15 protein-coding genes are annotated in these 17,270 nt (G+C 67.9%); 8 read left to right on the top strand and 7 right to left on the bottom strand.

Features of this window, described 5'->3' with window-relative positions:
* Nucleotides 1-8: 8 nt before the first annotated feature.
* The 3 genes from D187_RS25525 to D187_RS25515 form a co-directional block, all read right to left on the bottom strand.
* Nucleotides 9-1,043: a hypothetical protein gene (locus D187_RS25525; protein WP_002625665.1), complete on the bottom strand. Its 1,035-nt coding sequence runs from the start codon at nt 1,041-1,043 to the stop codon at nt 9-11.
* A 91-nt stretch (nt 1,044-1,134) separates the two neighbouring features.
* Nucleotides 1,135-1,806, bottom strand: coding sequence for a DsbA family oxidoreductase (locus D187_RS25520; RefSeq protein WP_002625666.1), 672 nt, complete (start codon nt 1,804-1,806; stop codon nt 1,135-1,137).
* A 152-nt stretch (nt 1,807-1,958) separates the two neighbouring features.
* Nucleotides 1,959-2,990: an ATP-grasp domain-containing protein gene (locus D187_RS25515; protein WP_002625667.1), complete on the bottom strand. Its 1,032-nt coding sequence runs from the start codon at nt 2,988-2,990 to the stop codon at nt 1,959-1,961.
* 68 nt (nt 2,991-3,058) lie between these two features.
* Here D187_RS25515 and D187_RS25510 point away from each other — a divergent pair, with 68 nt between their 5' ends.
* The 5 genes from D187_RS25510 to D187_RS25490 all read left to right on the top strand — a co-directional run bounded on the left by D187_RS25510 (nt 3,059) and on the right by D187_RS25490 (nt 8,773).
* Nucleotides 3,059-4,504, top strand: a complete 1,446-nt coding sequence (locus D187_RS25510; protein ID WP_020918271.1) for a sigma 54-interacting transcriptional regulator — start codon at nt 3,059-3,061, stop codon at nt 4,502-4,504.
* Between the two features lie 165 nt (nt 4,505-4,669).
* Nucleotides 4,670-5,428: a TadE/TadG family type IV pilus assembly protein gene (locus D187_RS25505; RefSeq protein ID WP_002625669.1), complete on the top strand. Its 759-nt coding sequence runs from the start codon at nt 4,670-4,672 to the stop codon at nt 5,426-5,428.
* Nucleotides 5,429-5,454: 26 nt separating this feature from the next.
* A complete protein-coding gene (locus D187_RS25500) occupies nt 5,455-7,026 on the top strand; it encodes a pilus assembly protein TadG-related protein (RefSeq protein WP_002625670.1) in 1,572 nt (523 codons plus the stop codon).
* Nucleotides 7,026-8,015 (top strand): hypothetical protein, encoded by a 990-nt coding sequence (locus D187_RS25495; RefSeq protein WP_002625671.1) that lies wholly within the window; start codon nt 7,026-7,028, stop codon nt 8,013-8,015. The genes D187_RS25500 and D187_RS25495 overlap by 1 nt, the downstream gene beginning before the upstream one ends.
* On the top strand, nt 8,015-8,773 hold the full coding sequence (locus D187_RS25490; RefSeq protein ID WP_002625672.1) for a hypothetical protein: 759 nt from the start codon (nt 8,015-8,017) through the stop codon (nt 8,771-8,773). Before D187_RS25495 ends, D187_RS25490 begins: the two co-directional genes overlap by 1 nt.
* 37 nt (nt 8,774-8,810) lie before the next feature.
* Here D187_RS25490 and D187_RS25485 read toward each other — a convergent pair whose 3' ends face one another.
* The 4 genes from D187_RS25485 to D187_RS25475 all read right to left on the bottom strand — a co-directional run bounded on the left by D187_RS25485 (nt 8,811) and on the right by D187_RS25475 (nt 12,210).
* The gene (locus D187_RS25485) at nt 8,811-9,104 is read right to left on the bottom strand and encodes a hypothetical protein (protein ID WP_002625673.1); all 294 of its coding nucleotides are present in this window, start codon (nt 9,102-9,104) and stop codon (nt 8,811-8,813) included.
* 85 nt (nt 9,105-9,189) lie between these two features.
* Nucleotides 9,190-10,404, bottom strand: a complete 1,215-nt coding sequence (locus D187_RS25480; protein WP_002625674.1) for a tetratricopeptide repeat protein — start codon at nt 10,402-10,404, stop codon at nt 9,190-9,192.
* An 81-nt stretch (nt 10,405-10,485) separates the two neighbouring features.
* Nucleotides 10,486-10,659: a hypothetical protein gene (locus D187_RS55470; RefSeq protein WP_002625675.1), complete on the bottom strand. Its 174-nt coding sequence runs from the start codon at nt 10,657-10,659 to the stop codon at nt 10,486-10,488.
* Between the two features lie 69 nt (nt 10,660-10,728).
* Nucleotides 10,729-12,210, bottom strand: coding sequence for a radical SAM/SPASM domain-containing protein (locus D187_RS25475; RefSeq protein WP_002625676.1), 1,482 nt, complete (start codon nt 12,208-12,210; stop codon nt 10,729-10,731).
* 583 nt (nt 12,211-12,793) lie between these two features.
* Between D187_RS25475 and ileS the strand changes: the two genes are divergently transcribed.
* The 3 genes from ileS to D187_RS25460 form a co-directional block, all read left to right on the top strand.
* Nucleotides 12,794-15,694 (top strand): isoleucine--tRNA ligase, encoded by a 2,901-nt coding sequence (gene ileS / locus D187_RS25470; protein ID WP_002625678.1) that lies wholly within the window; start codon nt 12,794-12,796, stop codon nt 15,692-15,694.
* Entirely contained in the window at nt 15,691-16,152 is a 462-nt protein-coding gene (locus D187_RS25465; RefSeq protein ID WP_002625679.1) for a DUF4430 domain-containing protein, read from the top strand. Before ileS ends, D187_RS25465 begins: the two co-directional genes overlap by 4 nt.
* 31 nt (nt 16,153-16,183) lie before the next feature.
* On the top strand, nt 16,184-17,270 hold a 1,087-nt coding region (locus D187_RS25460), incomplete at its 3' end, for a serine/threonine-protein kinase (protein ID WP_043431536.1).

Genomic DNA, 17,270 nt, shown 5'->3' with positions numbered 1-17,270 from the left:
ACCCCCGCCTAGCGGCGGCCCCAGCCACCGTTGCCCCGGCCACCGCCGTTGTCGCCGCTGTTGCCCCGGCCTCCGCCGCTGTCGCTGTTGCCGCCCCGGCCCCAGCCGCCACCGTTGCCGCCGCTGTTGCCCCGGCCACCGCCGTTGTCGCTGTTGCCGCCTCGGCCCCAGCCGCCACCGTTGCCGCCACCAGTGTCCCCGCCACGCGAGGGCGGCGGAGAGTTGTCACTGTTACCGCCCCGGCCCCAACCACCGCCGCGGGAAGGCGAATCATCCCGATCCCTCGAGGGGCGGCCCGGGCCGGCGTTGTCGCGGGGCGCGGGTGGATCCGTGTTCGGATTGCCCGGATTGCTCGGAGGAGGATTGGGCTGACCCCAGCCACCACCCGGAGGCTGGGAGCCGGTGCTCGTTCCCGGAGGCGGCCGGTCCTGGCCTCCACCCGAGTCTCCCCGGGGAGGCCGCGAGCCGTGACCGCTGCCCGGAGGCGGCCGGTTGCCCGACGAGCCCCAGTCATCGTCACGCGGACGCGGCGAGGAGGGAGACGGAGCCGGGTAGTAGCCCCCACCCCGGGGCGGGCGCGCGGGCGAGGCGTCGTGGCCGTTGTCCCTGTCCCTGTCCCATCCCCCGGAGGAGTGGTGGCGCGGCGGGGATGGGCGGTAGTTGTTGTAGACGTACACCGAGCGGCCCCGGTCCCAGTTGTACGTGCTGCCCGAGTAGGTGCGCGGGAAGTAGTCGTGGTGGTGCCGGCCGTGCAGGTAGCAGGCGTCCCCGTTCGGACCCGGGTGGTAGTCGAAGTACCAGACCTGGCGCGGGCCCCGGTAGACGTACACCTGATTCGAGTAGGTGTAGGCGTTGACGTCCGAGGGCGCGTACTCGTGGACGTGGTCGTAGTCCTCGGTGCACCAGCCTCCGTACACGTCCGGGTGGGCCCCCGCGTAACGGTACTCGTACACGCGATAGGTCGCGGGCCGATGGTAATGGGCGACACAGCCGGAGCCCATGACCAGGGCGGCCGACACGCTGAGGAAGAGGAGGCGACGCATTGAGGTTCTCCGGGCCCGGGGCGGTGGGCCTACCCGCGCAGTGCTGCACGACGAAACGACTGGACGGCCCGGAGAGATGAAAATTCAACCCTCAATGGACCACGCGCTCGGACGAGCCGGCGCGGGGCGTGTACAGCTTGCTCAGACAGCCGAGGATGTACTCGCGGTACTCGCTCACCTCGCGCAGGCCGCACACCATCCACCTGCCGGCGATGACGAGCGTGGGCACCCCGCGCACGCCCCGGCTCGTGGCGAGCTGGTGCTCGTCGAGGATGAGCTTGCGCGTGTCGGCCGAGTGGTACGCCACCGAGAAGGGGCTCATGTCCAGGCCCACGCGGCTGGCCAGCTCGAAGATGACATCCGTGCGCGTCACGTTGACGCCCTGCTCCAGCGCCGTCTTCTGCATGGAGCGCGCGAGGTGCGCGCGCGCCGCGGGGCCCTGCAGGTGCGCCGCCTCCAGCGCCGCGAGCGCCGGGATGCTCGAGCGCGGCGGATCTCCTCCCCGCCACAGCTCCGTCGACAACAGCCGCGCCGTGGGCTCCGGCTCCTTCTGCGCCAGACTGATTTCCTGCGTCAGTCCCCGCAGTTCCTTCTCCGTGGGCCGCTTGTCGTGGACGCGCAGGGGATAGGGGCGCACGCGCCAGCGGACGATATCTCCGAACTCATGCTTGAGGGTCTCCAGCCGCAGGTCGGCCAGATAGCACCAGGCACACAACACATCCTGGTAGATGGTGATCTGCAGTGGTTTGGAGGAGGGCTTCATGTGCGGGCGCGCACAGATTACGAAGGCCCCGCGCTCGTTGTCACTCCCCCCGCAACCCACCGCCGCCAAGGTCATTCCCAGGAGGGCCAGGCATGGGGCTCGTCCGCCCGCCTGCTCTGGAAGTCCTTGCCGACCTTCCTCCTCGCCCTTTCCTACAACGTCGGACGGGTGGCGACCGCGCGCGCCTCGACCAGGGCGAGCGCGTGGTCGATCATCTCCCCGGCGATGTCCTGCCCCGTCGCCCGCTCCAGGCCCTCGAAGCCCGGACTGGAGTTGAGCTCCATGAGCCGTGGCCCCTTGTGGCCCTCCAGCATGTCCACCCCCGCGATCTCCAGCCCGAGCAGGCGCGCGGCCCGCACCGCCACCTCGACATAGGTGGCGGACAGCTCCACCGGGCTGCCCTCGCCGCCCCGGTGGATGTTGGAGCGGAACTCGCCCTGCTTGGCCCGCCTGCGCATGGCGCCCACCACCTGGTTGCCCACCACCAGGGCGCGCACGTCCCGGCCCTTGCTCTCCGCGACGAACTCCTGGAGCACCACCTCCTGCCCCAGGTCCCAGAAGGTGTTGCCGATGGTCTGCACCTCCTGCAGCGTGTGGGCGATCATCACCCCCACGCCCTGCGTGCCGCGCAACAGCTTGATGATGACGGGCAGCCCTCCCACCTCCTCCACCAGCTTGCGCATGTTGCTGCGGTCGTGCGCCATCACCGTGCGCGGCGCGTCCAGGCCCGCGCGGCACAGCAACTGGAGCGCCCGGAGCTTGTCGCGGCTCTGGGAGATGGCCAGGGCGCTGTTGAGCACCGGCACCCCCATCATCTCGAAGTGCGCCACCACGGCCAGGCCATAGCCGGTGATGGAGGCACCAATGCGCGGAATCACCACGTCCACGCCCTTGATGTCCACCCCCCGGTAGAGCATCCGCGGCTGGCTGGGGGCGAGCACCATGGTGCAGCGCAGCGTGTCGAGCACCAGGGGCCGATGCCCGCGCCGCCGGATGGCCTCCACGAGCCGACGGGTGGAGTAGAGCGAGCGCTTGCGCGAGAGGATGACCACGGTCCGCTTCGACCGGGGCAGGCGGGGGGGGGACGCCGCGCCGGAGGAGGGCCGGGGCTCCACGGTGCGCGGGGGCGCCTTGGCGCGCGCCTGGACGGACGCCTTCTTGGACGAGACCTTCTTGGCGGGCATGGGGGCGCGGGACCCTACCACGGACGTGGGCGGGCCGCGCCGGTGGTGTTTGCTATGATGACGTGAGAATGCGTACCCCCGAACCGCACCCGGACGACATCCTCACCAATCCGGGAGAGAACGGTCTCGACTCCGTCGTGGCCCCGGATGCGGGCGTCGGCGCCGGCACGGAAATCCTCGTGTTGGAGCCCCGCGCCACGCTCAAGTTGCGCAAATGTCGCGTTCAGGTGACGGCCGGACCGGACGAGGGGCGCTCGATCGTCTCGGACAAGGAGCGCCTGCGCTGCGGGGCCCACCCCACCAATGACCTGGTGCTCGCCGAGGATCGCACCGCCAGCCGCCACCACTTCGAGATCCTCAACACCGAGCGGGGCTGGCTCCTGGTGGACCTCAACTCCACCAATGGCACCTTCCTGGAGGGGCGGCGCGTGGAGCGCGCCTACCTGTCGGCGGGGGCCGTGGTGCGCGCGGGCTCCTCGGTGCTCTCCTTCACCCCCATCGACGAGGAGGTGACGGTCGAGCCGGACCGCGAGGGCGAGCTTGGGGGCATGGTGGGGCAGAGCGTGCACATGCGGCAGGTGTTCGCGCTCATCAAGAAGATCGCCCCGCTGGACGTCTCCGTCATCATCGGGGGCGAGACGGGCACGGGCAAGGAGCTGGTGGCGCGCGCCATCCACGAGCGCAGCAGCCGCGGCAAGGGCCCCCTGGTGGTGCTCGACTGCGGCGCCATTCCGCCCCACCTCATCGAGAGCGAGCTGTTCGGCCACGAGAAGGGCGCCTTCACCGGCGCGGTGACGGAGCGGCCGGGCGCGTTCGAGCGCGCCCACGGCGGCACCATCTTCCTCGACGAGCTGGGGGAGCTGCGGCTGGACCTGCAGCCCAAGCTCCTGCGTGTGCTGGAGAACCGCGAGGTGCGGCGCGTGGGCGGCAACGACGTGCTGTCGGTGGACTGCCGCGTCATCGCCGCCACCAACCGCGACCTGGTGAAGGAGATCGCCGCGGGCCACTTCCGCGAGGATCTCTTCTTCCGCCTGTCCGTCATCCACCTGCAACTGCCGCCGCTGCGCGAGCGCCGCGAGGACATCCCCCTCATCCTCTCGCGTGCCCTGGCGGATCCCGAGGTGCTCGCGCGCCATGGCCGCAAGCACATCTCCCCCGAGGCCCTCGCCCTGCTCATGGCCTACGCCTGGCCGGGCAACGTGCGCGAGCTGGTGAACGTGCTCTCGCACGTGCTCGCCTTCAGTGAGGGCGAGGAGGTGCTGCCCGAGCACCTGCCCGCGCGCGTGCGGGGTCAGGCGCGCGAGCTGCCGCTGCCCTTCAACGAGCACCTCACCTTCAAGGACGCCAAGGAGCAGCTCCTGGAGAACTTCGAGCGTGAGTACATCACCCGGGTCCTCTCGCGCTGCGAGGGCAACCTGTCCCGCGCGGCCCGCGAGAGCGGCCTGCACCGCAAGTCCATCGAGCGGTTGGTGAAGAAGTACCAGCTCGATGCCAAGGGCATGAAGCCGCGCTGAGCCCGGTGGCCCGGCGGGCGGGCGCGGGGCGGACGGCCCGAAAATCTCTCGGCCGGGACAAGCTCGGCCCCCGCTGGCGTTGAGGGCGAGCAGCCGCCCAAAGGGGGCAGGCGTCCACTTGACCGATTGGACAGCAACTGTCGGTTATAAGAAAACGAGAGTCCCATGACTCCGCGTGCGCGCTTCAAGCAGGGACAGTCCGGCCAGGCGTCCGTCGAGGCGGCCTTGTCCCTGCCACTCGTCGTCTTCTTGATGCTGGGGACCTTGCAGCTGTTCCTGATGCTCCAGGGCCGCATCATGGCGGAGTACGCCGCCTTCCGGGCCGTGCGCTCGGGGAGCGTGAAGCATGGGGACTGCACGGCGATGACGCACGCGGCGGTGCTCGCCCTGATGCCCAGCTACCACTCCTTCATGGCGGGCGGTGGCTCGCCCGCCCAGAAGCTCGGCCAGGCGTTCGGCAGGTACAAGGACAACGTCTACCGGAGCTCGGCGCGGGGCAATCCCGTCGAGGGCGCCCTGGTGTGGATCCTCCGCGACAGCCCCGTGGCCGCCACGGTTCCCACCGAGGACCAGAACTTCGATCAGGCGGACAGCGCCAACCGGCGCATGGAGATCCGGCTCGTCTACTGGTACCCGCTCAAGATTCCCTTCGCCGACTGGGTCATCAGCCGCATGACGCTGGCGCGCTGGGGCCTGCAGGACTACACGGCGCAGGATCCGCTCACCCCCGTGCGGCGGGCGAACTGGACCGCGGAGAACCCCACCTCGCTCGAGGGGGCCATCCGCGCCGAACTCCTGCGTCGCGTCTCGATTGGCTTCTACTCCATGCCCATTCACGCCTCGGCGAGCCTGCGGATGATGACGCCCGTGCGCCAACGGCACTTCCTGACCCAGAACTGCGCTCCGGCGCCGGAGGTCCTGTGAAACCCTACCCTCGTCGGGGCCAGACCATGGTCCTCATGGTCATCTCCCTCTTCCTGCTCACGCTGATGGTGACGCTCACCCTGTCCATCGGCTCCAAGGTGCGCGAGAAGATGGAGGTGCAGGCCGTGGCGGATGCCGCCGCCTACAGCAACGCGGCCGTCACCGCGCGCGTGTACAACGAGATCGCCCTGTTGAGCCGCGCGCAGATCGCCCACATGGTGTCCATGGCGGCGGTGCAGAGCCTCATCAGCTGGTCCACGCTCTTCCGGGCCAACGTCGCCGCCACGTCGCTCAACTACTCCATCATCTCGGCGCAGCACGCCAAGGACGCCGCCAGGTGCTGCAAGAAGTACTCGCCCTGTCCCCACCTGTGTGGCTGCTCCATCGCCGCTTCCGCCGTGTCGGGCTTGAAGGCCTTCCAGGTCTGGACCCGGGACGTCGCGGAGTCCATGCAGTTCGAGGCGCTGGACACGGAAGCGGCCGCCCAGTCGCTGCGCCTGCAGAACGCGGCCATGCGCCTGCATGCGGTGCAACTGCTCGAGTACACGCGGCTGATGGGAGAGATCAACAACCAGAGCCTGGCCGATGAGATCGTGGATGCCGCGAAGGCGGGCAGCCGGGTGGCGGGAGAGTGGAGCGCGCCGGGTGGAGGTGACTCGGTCTCCAACCGGGAGATTGGTTTCTTCACGGGCGCGACCACGCCCATCGACATCCTCAACTCCCACCATGTCTTCGCGGCCATGGGCAGCCGGGGCTTCTCCTTCATCACCGGCCGCTCCGGCATTCCCGCGATGGTGATCCAGCAGCAATTGCAGGCCCTGGGCTACGTGGTGCCCCCGGACAGGGCGACGGTCGTCAACCAGGGCAGCTCCTACTTCTCCACGCTGCCCAACCACGGCGCGTTGTGGCCCCTGGTCAACGGCAAGTACTCCTGGACGGATGACCACGGCATGAACACGCTGCGCTACAACCACACCTTCATGCCGTGTCGCCGCTACCAGTCCGCGTTCCCCACGATGGTCTTGTTGAACTCCACGGACTCGACGGATCCCACCGACCTGCACGTCTGGAGCCCCTTCTTCTTCGTGGACACGGTCCCCGCGCCCGCGCGTCACACCCTGGGCCGGTGCGTGCGCTGTCCGAGCATGTGGCCCACCTTCATCGACTACAATCCCCTGCCCCTGGTGCAGGAGGATGACAACTTCGGGCAGCCGAAGAACTTCGCCGTCATCCAGCGCGACTACGGCGTGCGCGCGGCCAGCGGTCAGTCCGTGGACCCGTGGAACCTCGGCTTCCGCTTCCGCTTCAGCCCCTCCCGGGAGTCTGGCTTCGACAACCGGGCACTGGTGCTCGCGGACGGAACCGACATCAGCAAGCAGACGGCGCTGTCGGCGGGCATCGCCTACTACCACCGCAAGGGGCACTGGAAGGAGCCGCCCAACCTGCTCAACCCCTACTGGCGCGCCACCCTGGTCCCCCTCACGGTCGATGAGGATGGCGAGGGCGATGTCCCCGATACGTTGGGCAACGTGGGCACCGGGTGGGCGGGGGAGACTTTCGAGGCCCTGCGTGGCCAGGGCTACGAGGGAGGTCCGTGATGAGCAACCTTTCGCGCCGTCGCGCCTCGCGCGGCCAGTCGCTGGTGGAGCTGGTGCTCGGGTTGCTGGTCTTCGTCACGGTGCTGATGTTCGGCATCCACTTCGCGGAGATCGGCTACCTGTCGGTGAAGGTGACGGAGGCGTCGCACTCGGCGCTGCTGGACACCACCGGGCACAAACTGCACTCGTGGCCGTCGAACAACAATCCCTCCGACCGGGCCGCGGAGATCGCCGCCGCGGAGGCCACCGAGCGCTACCGGGACTTCGACAGCCGGACCTCCACCGCCCACGGAGACGGGCTCGCCCAGGTCTTCACCCGCGTCTCGGGCCTGAACGTGACCTGCCGCACGGGCGCCGGCCCCTCGTTCGGTCCGAGCCTGTTGACCAGCGTCGCGTATGAGGACGCGGGCGGATTGAGCTGCCAATCCGAGGCACTCGTCGAGCCGGTGGGCGCTTATACGCTTCCCCGGAAGTTCATGGAGGGCCCCACGGGCTTCTTCTCCCAGCCGCACCTGCTGCGTCCCGATCCCTTCCGCGTGTGCGGCATGGGCCGGGCCCGGGGAGGCGTCTGCACGGGGCGGTTGACCATGGCGCTGGATGACTGGGGCCTGTCCGGGGACAACGAGTCCGGCATCTGCCCGTTCATCCCCGACGTCCCCGCGCCGTGCCCCACCAACCTTCCCTTCTATGGGATGGCCCTCAGCGTCTTTACCCTCAACGGGTTGGGCCAGGGCATCGCCGGCAGCAAGATGGCCATGGGCATCGTCAAGAGAATGCCCATGCCCTTCTTCTATGGCGGCGAGAACATGTTCTGGATGAGCAGCGCGGGCGAGCCGCTCTTCGTCCAGCCCACGGGCTTCTCCATGGCCGAGGGCTGGCCGCTCTGGCCCACCACTCCCGGGGCCGCGCCCATCGGTGTTCCCGGTCTGGCGTATTCGGCGGCCTACCTCATGCGGGATGGCTGCTTCCTCGGGAAGGATTGCCCCTGATGCTCCTCGTCCTGACCTGGCTGTTGGCGGCGAGTCCCACCTCGCCTCCCCCTGCTCCGGCCACCGCGGGCGCCCCGAGCGCGCCGTCAGGGGCCCCGGCGAACGGGCTGCCGTCCGCGCCTTCCAGCACGCCGGTTCCCCTGCGCTGGGATGTCCCGGGACTGCTCGCGTGGGTGGACACGGATGGGCCCATCGCGGCCAATGGCATACCGGTCCTCATCCAACTGGCGCGCTCGTCCCGATCCGTGGATGACCTCGCCGCGCACTTCGTGCGCTTCTTCGAGAAGGCGGGGCTCTACGTCGCTCCGCTCGAGAAACAGGCCGCCATCACCCGTGAGCCCCAGCTCACGGCGTTGGATCCCAAGCAGATGCTGTCCTATACGGTCATCCTCCAGTCCAATCCGGACAAGACCACCTCGGTCATCCTGGGCACGGCGAACGTGGGGGCCTGGAAGCCACAGAAGCAGAGCCAGTCACTCGGGTGGGCGCCCCTGATGCCGGGCGCGCGCAACCTCTTGCGCACGGAGGCGGAGGGACAGTCGAGCGCGGCCTACGACGTGGACAGCACACCCGACAAGGTCCAGGCCTTCTATCGCGAGCAGCTGGAGAAGGCGGGTTACAAGGCCACCGGACAGCCGGGGGAATACCGGCGGGCCACGGAGTGGCTGCGGGTGCGTGTCCGGCCGGACGAGAAGGGGCTGATGGTGTGGCTGGTACGTCAGGTGGGCGGAGTGGACCCGGCGGCTCCGGCCCCTTGAGCGGGCTTGGGCGCCGGGCCGCCTTCACCCCGCGCGCCTACTCCTGCGGCTTGGCCTCGGGGAGCAGGTCTCCGCACGTCTTGGTGATGCAGGTGGTGAACTTCTCGCCACAGTTCATGTTGCAGTCCTGGTTGCCCTTGCAATCGTCCATGCACGACTTCATGGGGTCCTGGCACTTCGACATGCACTTGTTGAGCGCCTGGGCCTGTTGGGTGTTCATGACTGGCTTGGGCTCCTTGTCCCGCCGGGAGGGAGCTGGATCCTTGGCCAGGGCGGCGGTGGGCAGGAGACAGGAGAGCGCGAGGGTCAGCAGGAGCGAGGAGCGTGTCATCCGGCCACTATAGGAGCTGCTGGACTGTAATTGAAGTGTCTGGCTTGCGGACCCCGGTGCCAGACAGGAATGACATTCCCAGGCCCTAACCGACCTGGCTCGGCACCGGCGCACCCGCACTGTCGTCCGTCGCGTGCGAGTCCGGAGCGGCGCTGGCCCTCGCGGTGGCCTCGAGCCGCTCGCGCAGCTGCTCGAACACCGGATCCCTGTTGCCCGCCGGGTCCAGGGAGAGCCCATGGGCTTTGAGCAGGGAGGCGTACTGGCAGTCTCGCAGGAGCAGGTCCCGCTCGGCCTCCAGTTCCTCCCGGGCCGGAGGGGCGTCGAGCGCGAGCAGCGAGTCGAGGAAGGACATCCGCAGGGGCACGTCCTCGAGCTGATGGGTGGCCGCCAGGCCCGCCAGCCAGCTGCGCGCGGCGGCCTCGGGCAGCCCCACTCCCTGGAGCACCTGTCCCAGGTAATACAAATAGCGAAGGACCCGCTGGTCCTTGGGGGGCAACCCCTCCGGTTTCAGGACACGCTCCGCGAGCTGCAGCCCGAGCTGGCGCGCGGCGTCCACGGAGCCGGAGGCCGCCAGGATGGCGACGCGGTAGGTGACCCGCACCAGCTTGCCGTGGAAGCCATACCGCTGCCACGAGGCCTTCTCCGTGAGGGCCATGGCCTCCTCATGACGGCCGAGCTTGAAGAGGGTGATGAACTCCGCCTCGTCCAACAGCAGCGAGGAGGCGCTCTGGGGCCGCTCCCGGGTACGCTGGATGAAGCGCGCCGCGCCCTCGAGGTCCCGGGCCGCGAAGTAGCTCTTCGTCGAGTCGATGACGTAGACCGCCTGCACGAAGGAAAGCATCGACGGCTGGGCCGCCGCGTGCTTGCTCCAGAACGGAAGCTCGAGCTGCAACGGCCAGAGCCGGGGGGAGACACCCGTCAGGACATCGTAGAAGACCGCGAAGGAGTCGAGCGCGCGCTCGAACTGCCCCTGGATGCGCAGCAGCCGCCCGAGGTTGACCCAGGGTTGCACGACGAACTCGACGAAGGCGTTCGCATCATGGAACCGGATGAGGTTCTCGGCGGAGCGCAACTGGAGCTCGCACAGCGCCTGGGCACTCCGCGGCCGGTTGCGGTAGACCTCGATGAGCGACGCGTTGTTCAGACAGCCGCTGACGTTGAGCCAGTTGCCCGGCCCGGCCTCACCCGACTCCAGCCTCCGCAGGAGGGTCCGGGCCCAGGCCCGCAGGGGAGGACGGTTCACCCGGCCCTCTTCGATCAAGAAGTCATTGGGCACGAGTGAGGGCTGGTGGGATGTCATGGCTTCTCCGGTCTGAAAAAGAAAGCGGGCAGTTCGGGTGAACTGCCCGCCTCGGGGAGGCGGCGGATTCCCCGGGTGCGACTAGCTGGGGTTGTTGGCACTACCACTACTACAGTGGCACTGGACGCCGTTCGGCGCCTCATGCTGGGCACCGCCGCTCACCGCGTCCAAGGCGGCGTCGTCCAGCTCGGCGACCTCGAAGAGAATGTTCTCCTCGAGCTTGCTCGTGTCCTTCTTCTCGATGCTCTCCGACATGTGCTGCTCCTTTTGCAGCCCTGGTGGACAGGCTGCGACGAAGGCTGCCCGGCATTGGGCAGCCAGGCTCTAGGGCTTCTCCTCGAGACGTTGAACCGTCTGAGCGACTTCCCGCTTCACGACGGCGGTTCCAAACTTCAACGCCTCGCGGAGTTCCGCCTTGGCCCGGAGCTTGGTGGGGATGCACGGGCGCTTGTTCTCATCCAGGCGCGGCAGGGGACACGAGATTCCCTGGCAGTTGGGAAGGACGAAGCACTTCTGGCACTTCGCATCCTTCTCGAAGGAGGGCTCCGTCCAACGCGCCATCTTGTTGTTGTTCAGCAGCAGGCTGCCGTCCTCCATCAGGCGGCCGACGACGTTGCGCTCGTCCATGTCGAGGAGGACGGTGCACTTCATGACCTTGCCACTGGCACCGATGATGAGGTTGTAGGGGCGTGCCGCGTAGCAGACCATGCCGCCCAGGTAGTTGTAGTCCTTGAGGTTGTTGACCCGGAGGCCTCGTGCATGGGCGGCCTCCTTGAGCTGGGTCATGATGTTGACCTTCTCGTCCCCACCACACACCTGCAGCTGCGGGTCGTTCGCTCCGCCCCAGCGGCCCACCGGGTGGAAGGCCAGGTTGAATCGGGAGTCGGGGTTCAGCTCCTTCTTCACCAGGTCGAGGAACTCCTCCAGCCGGTTGCTGTTGGTCTTGTCGAAGTTGACCCGCAGGTTCACGTAGAACTCATCCGTGCGCTTGCCCAGGGACTTGAGGTTCTCGACAATGGTCTCGAAGGTGGGGCGGCCGTCCCGCGTCGGCCGGCTGCAATTGTGGGTGTCGGGAACACCGTCGAGCGTGATCTGGTAGGATCTGACGTTCCAGTCCAGGAGGCGATCCGCGACGTCCGGGGTGAGCAGATAACCATTGGTGGTCATCTGGCTGCGGTGGTTGACCCCGTACTCCTGTGAAATCCGGCGGAAGAACGGAGCCAGCTCCTCCACGGCGGCCCACCCATACAGCGGCTCACCACCAAACCAGCGGATGTCCAACGTGCGCAGATTCTTGATCTGCTTCTCCACCATGCGCTTGATGCCCTGGCGGACCTCCGGGCGCATGGTGCCGCGAGTGAACCGCTCGTAACAATAGGTACACCGGAAGTTGCAGTCCTCCGAGGAGAGGACGAACAGCTCCAGCACATCGCTGCGATAGTGCTGCTGCCCGAACATGAGCAGGAACTTGCTGTACTCATCCGTACCCTTGGGGATCAGCACTCCCCGCCTGGCCAGATAGCCCGCGAGTCCTTCCTCACGTGACTGGACTCCCGCGGGCTTGAGCATCGCGAGGACGTAGGGGGCCTGCTCCTTCTTGAAAACGCTGATCGTCCGGCTGAGCGTGTTCCACAAGATGAGCTGCCCATCATCGGTGGCGGCCCGCACGGTGTAACGGGATGGTACCCAGTGCTGAATCTCGTTCTCCGTGCCCGACTTCTTGTCGTCTTCCCACCCGGCAGCATCGTGCGGAGAGGAATGGAGAATCTTGAGGTCCTGCGCTTCGGCGATTTCATCGGACTTCATGGAGACCTCCAGGTACGACCCTCACCGCATGAAATGTAATGTTCGTATTTCAAGGGTCACGGTTCATGGGCAGATGACATCGGAAATGGGGGATGAGACGCGGTAGCCCGGGCATGGAGCGTGATTCCGTTGGGCTGGGCCGGCGTCGGAAAGGCCCTGAACTGACGGAATGACTCCTCACTGATGTGCCGCATGACAGCCTCCAGCAGGATGGAGGTGGCATCTGGCTGTTGTGATGGGCTTCCAGGGCGCGAAAACGATTCCGAAAGGGACTGCTCGGCTCCCAACTCCCCAGACAGGCCGAGCCTGCTTCGTCCTCAATGCATCGTCGAGGTTCTCATGCGGCCCGCAGCAGAGGCGGTGGGGTGGAGTCTCTGAGCACGATCCGGAGCGCCGACCTCATCGTCGTGATGGCCCGGAGCGGGGCCTACGCCGAGCTCCTCCACGCCCAGCTGGAGCAGACGCGGAAAACGGCGCGGGCCGGATGAGCGCGGCCGAGCTGACGGGCCTGGGCTCCTCGTGCCGCCTGGTGGGTGCTGGACTGTAATTGATGCGCCCGTCCCTCCCGTGTTACGGCCCCGGCATGAGCGACGCCGGAGCACCTCCCCAGGATCCCAAGGACACCGTCAACCTTCCCAAGACGGACTTCCCCATGAAGGGGAACCTCGCCCAGCTCGAGCCCCGCATGCTCGGCTGGTGGGCGGACCACGGCATCTGGGGAAAGATCCTCCAGCGGCGCGTGGGCCACGAGCCCTTCGTCATCGCCGACGGGCCGCCGTACGCCAACGGACACCTGCACGCGGGCCACGCGCTCAACAAGGTCCTCAAGGACATCGTGGTGAAGTACCGCAATCTCTCCGGCCGCCAGTGTGACTACATCCCCGGCTGGGACACGCACGGCCTGCCCATCGAGCAGGCCGTGGAGAAGCGGCTCAAGGACAAGAAGATCGACAAGCGCACGCTGGACCGTGAGGCCTTCCTCACCCAGTGCCGCGAGTACGCGCTGGAGTTCATCGACATCCAGCGCACCGAGTTCAAGCGCCTGGGCGTGCTCGGGGACTGGGACAATCCCTATCGCACGCTCGACTTCGCCTACGAGGCGCAGGAGATTCGCGAGCTGGCCACCTTCGCCCGGCGCGGCATGCTCTACCGGCGCAAGAAGCCGGTGTACTTCTGCCTCACGGATCAGACGGCGCTCGCCGAGGCCGAGGTGGAGTACGAGCAGCACGCGAGCCCGTCCGTGTACGTGGCCTTCCCCGCGGGCCCCGAGGTGGCCGAGCGGGTGCCGGCGCTCGCGGGCCGGAAGGTCTCCTTCGTCATCTGGACCACCACGCCCTGGACGCTGCCGGCCAACCTCGCCATCGCGATGAACGCCGAGTACGAGTACGTGTTCTACGCGCTCGGCGAGCGCGTCATCTGCGTGGCCAAGGATCTGCTGTCCCGGGTGCTCGCCGAGGTGAAGGCGGACGAGCTGGAAGTGAAGACGGTGAAGGTGAAGGGCAGCGAGGTGTCGGCGACGGCGCTGGTGGAGCCCGAGCGCATCCTCGCCTACGCGCGGGGCGACGAGCTGGAGGGCTGCACCTACCAGCACGTCTTCTATCCCCGGCAGGGGAAGATCCTCCTGGGCGAGCACGTGACGCTGGAGGCCGGTACGGGCCTGGTGCACACGGCGCCGGGACACGGCCAGGAGGACTACGAGGTGGGCCTGAAGTACGGGCTCGACATCTACAACCCCATCCGCCACGACGGCCGCTTCGACGACAGCGTGGGCGAGTGGCTCGTGGGCAAGAAGGTCTTCGAGGCCAACCCGCTCGTCATCGACGTGCTCGCCGACAAGGGCGTGCTGCTCAACGGCAAGACGGACAAGGTGGAGCACAGCTATCCGCACTGCTGGCGCTGCCACAACCCGGTCATCCTCAGCGCCACGTACCAGTGGTTCATCCCGCTGGACAAGCCGCTGCACGGCGGCGAGGGCAAGACGTACCGCCAGCAGGTGCTGGACGAGGTGGACCGGGTGCAGTGGGTGCCCTCGTGGGGGCAGAGCCGCATCCGGGGCATGCTGGAGACGCGGCCGGACTGGTGCATCAGCCGCCAGCGCAGCTGGGGCGTGCCCATCCCCATCGCCTACTGCGAGGGCTGCGACGAGGCGCTCATCTCCCCCGAGTTGATGGAGAACGTGGCGGCGGCGGTGGAGAAGCAGGGCGTGGGCGTGTGGTACCGCACTCCGGTGGCGGACTTCCTGCCCGAGGGCCAGCGCGCGTGCCGCAAGTGCGGCAAGACGGCCTTCCGCCGCGAGACGGACATCCTGGACGTGTGGTTCGACTCGGCGTGCATGTTCAGCGCGGTGCTGGACCGGCGCCAGCGCATTCCGGCGGACCTGTTCCTCGAGGGGAGTGATCAGCACCGGGGCTGGTTCCACTCCTCCATCCTGGTGTCGGTGGGCACGCGCGACGTGTCGCCCTACAAGGCCTGTCTCACGCACGGCTTCGTGGTGGACGGCAAGGGCGAGAAGATGTCCAAGAGCGTGGGCAACACGGTGGCCCCGGAGAAGATCATCCAGCAGTACGGCGCCGAGGTGCTCCGGCTGTGGGTGGCCAGCAGCGACTACCGCAACGACGTGCGCCTGTCGGATCAGATCCTCAAGGGCCTGAGCGAGGGCTACCGGAAGATCCGCAACACCATCCGCTACGCGCTGAGCAACCTGTATGACTTCGAGCCGGAGCGGGACGCGGTGCCAGCGGAGCGGTTGCAGCCCCTGGACACGTGGGCCCGGGGCCGGCTCGCGGAGGTGGTGGCGCGGGTGAAGAAAGCCTACGAGGCGTACGAGTTCCACCTCGTGTACGCGACGGTGGTGGACTTCTGCGCGGGGGACCTGTCGGCGGTGTACTTCGACATCCTCAAGGACCGGCTCTACACGTCCAAGGCGACGGGCGAGGCACGGCGCGGCGCGCAGACGGTGCTGCACGAGGTGGCCACGGTGCTGCTGCAACTGCTGGCGCCCATCATGAGCTTCACCGCGGAGGAAGCGTGGCAGTACCTGCCGGGGAAGAAGGCGGAGAGCGTCTTCCTGACGGACTTCCCGGAGCCGGCGGTGAAGCCCGACGCGGCCCTGGCCGAGCGGTACGCGAAGCTCTTCACGGTGCGGGGCGCCGTGCAGGGGCTGCTGGAGGCGGCGCGGCGAGAGAAGATGATCGGCTCCTCGCTGGAGGCGCGGGTGGTGCTGAGCGCGAGCGGCAAGGCGCGCGAGTTCCTCCAGGCCCATGCGGCGGAGCTGCCGGGGCTGCTCATCGTGAGCCAGGTGGAGCTGGCGGACGGGGCGGGGGAGAAGGCCCAGGTGCTCGCCGTGGCGCAGGCGCTGGGCGAGGACGTGAAGGCGGAGGTGCTGCCGGCCCGGGGCGCCAAGTGCCCTCGTTGCTGGACGTATTCGGAGCAGGTGGCCGCGGGCGCTTCCGTCTGCGGCAAATGCCAGGAGGCATTGTCATGAGTGGCACGATGAAGCCGTCACGCCGTTCCCTGCTGGGTTGTCTGGCCCTGGTGGTGCTGGGGTTCGCCTCGGTGCCCGCCTGGGCGGATGAGCCGGCGAAGAAGGCCCCGGAAGGCAAGAGCACCCCCGCGACCGTCTCGGTTGTCTTTGACTATGGCAATGGCAAGGAAAAGGCCCTGACGGGCATCGAGTGGCGCCAGGGAATGACGGCCTGGGAGGCCACCCAGGCCGCGGCCCGGCGCTCCCCTCCCATCGAGCTCAAACACTCGGGCAGTGGCGCGATGGTGTACGTCACGGGCATCGATGGGGTGAAGAACCAGGGCGGCGGGCGCGACAAGCGCAACTGGCAGCTCTGGGTCAACGGCACCTACGCCGACGCGGGCGTGGGCGCCAAGGTGCTTCAGGCGGGGGACAAGGTGCTCTGGAAGTTCGCACCGCCCCCGCCTTCGGGCACCTGAGAAGGAGGCGCGGTCGCCTTGGCGCTTCTCGATGCTGGACATTCCCGGTTACAGGCTCCTGGGTAGGCTGCGAGCCAACGGCTCGAACGTCCTCTTCCACGCGGTGCGTGAGTCGGATGGCCTGCCGGTCATCATCAAGACTCCCGGGGTGGAGTTCCCAGGTTCGCGCGAACTCGAGCGCTACCGCCGGGAGTTCGCCCTCCTGCAACGGCTGCGGGAGGTGAGCGGCGTGGTCCGCTCCTATTGCCTCGAGCAGATTCTCGAGCGCCCGGTGCTCCTGATGGAGAAGGTGCGGGGCGAGCCTCTCTCCGAGCTCGTCGGCCAGCCCATGGAGGTGCCCCGGTTCCTCGAGCTGGCCACCTCCCTGGCGTCGACCCTGGCGGAGATCCACCGCCACGGCGTCATCCACAAGGACATCAAGCCCTCCAACATCATCGCCGAGCCCGAGGGAGGAGCCCGCCTCATCGACTTTGGCCTGGCCACGCTCCAAAAGGTGGAACAGCTGGACGCGGTGCCCACCCACCTCATCGAGGGGACGCTGGCGTACATGTCGCCCGAGCAGACCGGGCGGATGAATCGCCAGGTGGATTACCGCACCGACTTCTATTCGCTGGGCGTGACGTTCTACGAGCTGCTCACGGGCAGCCGCCCGTTCCACGGGCGTGATCCGCTCGAATTGTTCCACGCCCATATGGCCCAGAGTCCGAGGCCCCCCCACGAGTCCCTCCCCAGCATTCCACCCGCCGTCTCGGCCATCGTGGTGAAGCTGTTGGCCAAGGTGGCCGAGGAGCGCTACCAGAGCGCCGAGGGGCTGCGGGTCGATCTGGAAAGGTGCCGCGGGGGAGCACTCGAGGTGTTCCCCCTGGGCGAGCGGGACGTTCCCCAACGGTTCCATCTGCCGCAGCGGCTCTATGGGCGCGAGGCCCAGGTCTTCACGCTGCTTCGGGGCTTCGAGCGGGTCCACGGCGGAGGACAGGCGGAGCTCATGCTGGTGCGCGGCTACTCCGGCATCGGCAAGTCGTCCGTGGTGCAGGAACTGCACAAGCCGGTGGTGCAACGGCGTGGGTTCTTCCTGAGTGGGAAGTTCGAGCAGTTCCAGCGGGACATCCCCCATGCGA

Source organism: Cystobacter fuscus DSM 2262, assembly GCF_000335475.2.
In the GTDB taxonomy this organism is placed as follows: domain Bacteria; phylum Myxococcota; class Myxococcia; order Myxococcales; family Myxococcaceae; genus Cystobacter; species Cystobacter fuscus.
This window is presented reverse-complemented; position numbering and strand designations above follow the sequence as displayed.